This window comes from Okeania sp. SIO2B9 (assembly GCF_010672505.1).
Taxonomy (GTDB): domain Bacteria; phylum Cyanobacteriota; class Cyanobacteriia; order Cyanobacteriales; family Microcoleaceae; genus Okeania; species Okeania hirsuta.
In genome coordinates this window covers 1-3693 of sequence record NZ_JAAHGK010000791.1, presented here as the reverse complement: position 1 = coordinate 3693, position 3693 = coordinate 1, and the positions used below count along the sequence as shown (strand labels likewise).

2 protein-coding genes and 2 pseudogenes are annotated in these 3693 nt (G+C 34.9%); 2 read left to right on the top strand and 2 right to left on the bottom strand.

The window, feature by feature from the left end; translation table 11 throughout:
- A pseudogene (locus tag F6K13_RS23465) lies at positions 1 to 249 on the top strand (ParA family protein); the annotation flags it as partial.
- Between the two features lie 291 nt (positions 250 to 540).
- Positions 541 to 1263, top strand: a pseudogene (locus F6K13_RS23460) (ParA family protein).
- Between the two features lie 447 nt (positions 1264 to 1710).
- Here F6K13_RS23460 and F6K13_RS23455 read toward each other — a convergent pair.
- Both F6K13_RS23455 and F6K13_RS23450 read right to left on the bottom strand, forming a co-directional pair.
- The gene (locus tag F6K13_RS23455) at positions 1711 to 2616 is read right to left on the bottom strand and encodes a PD-(D/E)XK nuclease family protein (protein WP_124145656.1); all 906 of its coding nucleotides are present in this window, start codon (positions 2614 to 2616) and stop codon (positions 1711 to 1713) included.
- Between the two features lie 130 nt (positions 2617 to 2746).
- A complete protein-coding gene (locus tag F6K13_RS23450) occupies positions 2747 to 3415 on the bottom strand; it encodes a hypothetical protein (protein WP_287288554.1) in 669 nt (222 codons plus the stop codon).
- Positions 3416 to 3693: the final 278 nt, after the last annotated feature.

Genomic DNA, 3693 nt, shown 5'->3' with positions numbered 1-3693 from the left:
TATCTACTGCCAAAATTAGGATACGGTATCGAACATTGGCATCAAGAAGTAACGCTGGGTAGTATCCGTTTAGACTTTTTATCATTTGCTGTCCAGAAGTTACCTTTTCGTTTAGATGGAGATTCTCCATTGAGTTTAGTTATGGAGGCAAAACATCCGAGAGAAAATTTAGACCGCCATCAACGAAAACTGAGGCATTATTTAACAAGTATAAATGTAAAATATGGGTTGTTAACTAATGCTAAATAAATTAGGATTTATCAAAGAGACAGAAATCAGATTGAGTTAATTTTTAGTTGTTTGGGAATTGAAATTGATGACAAAATAGAAGAAATTAAAAAAATAGTAGGTCGAGACTATTTGCGTCAAAAAGAGAGTTGTAATATACCAGAAACTCCGGTAGAAAAAGCAGGTGTAAGTGAGGCGATCGCTACTCAATCTGAGACAAAAGAAATTGTTAGCAATATTCCCGAAAATCAGGAAAACTTAGTAAACATTGAAACAGAGTCTAATCCAATTAATCAAGGTAGGATAAATTCTATGAAAGTAATTGCTGTCTATCACAATAAAGGTGGAGTTGGAAAAACGACAACAGTGGTTAATTTAGCTGCCGCTTTGAGTAAAAAAGGTTATCAAGTTATTGTTATTGATTTAGATAGTCAGGCGAATACAACTTTTGCGACAGGTCTAATTAAATTTGATGATGAACAATTTGATGATATCAAAGACTCTTATATTTATCATGTGTTGAGATACGATGAATATTCTAGTATTCCAGAAGTAGCTAGAGCTTCTAGGTTTAATAATCCAGAAGTAGATGTAATTCCTTCTCATATAAATTTAATGGATCTTGAAGGTGAGTTAAACGGTCTGAGAAGTACTCAAACTGCGCTAATAAAAAAACTAAAATTTGTCTAATAAAAATATGATATTGCCCTGATAGATACACCACCTTCTTTGAATTTGTATGCCTTTGTTCCCCTAGTTAGTGCTAACTATTTAATCATTCCTTCAGACTTAAAACCATTTGCTAATCAAGGTTTATCTAATGTTAAAAATTATCTTCAGCGAGATGTTAACCGTTTTAGACAAATGATGAATAAACCAGACATAGAAATATTAGGTGTACTGCCTTGTAAAATTAACCCTAACAATAGATTTGTACAATATACATTACCAAAACAGATTCAAGCAGTTTCTCAACGTTACGAGCTTAATGTTATGGAAACAGTCTGGAGAAAACTTAACTTGGGAAAATCTTAAACAACAAACTAAAAAGGGAATTGGTTTCGGGAAAACAACCTACGAAAAACTCAGAAAAATAGCATATATACCAGAATAGAAAGTAGCGATCGCATTCCCTCACACCAAAAATACCAAGTATCCGTAGGTTGGGTTGAGTGCGACTCGTTGGGTCAAAGAAGCCATGACTGCAACATGACCCTTTAACCAAAAGGTTAAAAACTTATACCCTATGCAGGTTCAATTCCTCCCCTCTCAGCTAGGGAGTGACTTCGCAGCTCAGGTTTAATGGGTTAACAACCATTACTCGAGGGTGCATGGGCTAAAAGCGGATAAGCCTGAAGGACTAAGGACGATACTGCCAGAGAAGTAAGTCTTGGTGAAGAACATGAATCCTGTCAAACGTTTCCTACAGAATGCTGCGCAAACGCTAACACTTCGTTCTACCCAACCTACTTTTGATAACTCCTACCAATCCCTATCAAAAAAACTCTGACACTTTTCCCTCTGAGGACAAATATCGCATAAATACTCATGCTCCGTTGCTGGAGGTGGGTCTGGTTGAGACTCCTCCCACCTTAACCACACCCGCATCTCCTGTAACTTAGCAGGAATTAAACTCTCCACCATATTCTCAAGTTTTTCCCATGAATAATGATACTCTCCAAACTCAGGCAAAACCCAATAAACAACCGCATTAACAGGCACTTTTTTCTTTTGCTTCAGTAGAAAACTATACAAAGCAACCGCCATTAACTGAGACGATACTTCTACAGTTTCATAAGTCTGATAATTAACCACACATAAACGACGATACTCAAAATCAAAAATTAAATTATTAACTTTTCCTGTTAACTTTTGATTCTCACCATCTGGTATTTTAAAAGTATAATCTAGTAGTATTTCCCTTGTAATTAATGTGCGACGAACTACAATACTTTCATGGCAGTAACGCCGATTTTTAACAATAATTTTAGATATATTTAAAATTAGTTTAATTAAGACCTGCCAACTTTGATAGAGTGCTGTTGCTAGACTAGAATCCTTTGTAATTATTGTGTCTAAATAAGGAAAGAAAATCAACTCATAAAATAATTGTTGTATTTGATTAGCGATCACTTCTACCATCAATTCCTCAAACTTCCCCTTAAACAAAGCTTGAATCCTAGATTCTTCTCTAATCATATTAATCAACTGATTAGCTAAGTCGAGAAAAGCACTATCAATTTCCTGGATATAATCTTTTGGCAAAAATATATGGTCGCCCCCAAAACGTTGTTTGAGATAAAATAAACGCGGGCACTCAAAAGCAACTTTAACATTGGTAACACTGAATGGGGGAGACTGTAGTTGAGGTTTATTAGTTATTGGCATTGACAAACTATCCTGATTTTCCAGGTTTTTAAGCAGTTAAGATCACTAAAAAAATTTCAAAAACTATCAGTTTGATCTACTAAATATTGATTTTAATTTATCGTTCCTAACTTTAATTAAATGTTCGTTATTAAATAGGAATAAAACAAACTAGTTTTCGATCTAATTTTGATGTAGGAGTAATATTTTTGATTTTCTGTTCTCCTTCAAGTTCCTCAATAATTGTATAAATTTTTGACTGCTCTATGTTAATAAATTTATTTAGTGTATTTTCAATTATGTTTTTGCGCTCCATAAAACATTCTGTTTTAATTAAATTTACCACAAAATCCTTCACCTCATCTAAATCTGATAAATCTGAATCGCTTTGTTGTTCTTGATTATCTGTTGAGTCAACTACAGATAAATCTCGTAATAGACTACAACTGTTTAAAATCTGTGATTCACAAATTATTTCTTCTAACTCTTTGAGACTAATAATCTTACCTTCAATCATTAATTCATTAGCTAGAGCAGCATTCACCAAACTATGATATGTAGCCAAAAAATATACAGATTTCAGGTTGGGCTGAATATGACAATTTTTCAACCTACCCTTAAAAATTTTTCTATATATTCTATTGCTCATATTTTTGGCATTTCCAACCTCAGCAGCTCTCACTAGATATAAAGTTTGGCATAAACTTTTATCTGCCACTTTCTGGCAAGCATTCATAGTATTATAAAAACTATTCATATTTTTATCTTCTGTCCAAACAACACCGATAATTCCCTCTTTATTTTGTTGTTGATAGCTCAAAGAATGACTAGCATATTTACCGCTTAATAATTTAGTTTTTACCTCTTTACATTCACCGCTCCTTCGTCCGGACCGCGGCGCGGCTTTGGCGCCGCGAAACACGCGATCCGGACCGGGTCGATAAGCGCAACGATCGCGGAAAGCGCGAACTCTGTCGGGATCATGCCACCCAAAATAGCAGATGCGAACGCCATGTGACGATATTCGTTTGCACGGTGAAATCCGTGCGATAACGTTTTCGAATATTAGTTCAATTGTCGGGGCGAAGATGACTGAGT

What these genes read in the sequence shown, in the direction of transcription:
- F6K13_RS23455 (WP_124145656.1), bottom strand. Translation starts at nt 2,616, where the DNA reads ATGCCAATAACTAATAAACCTCAACTACAGTCTCCCCCATTCAGTGTT.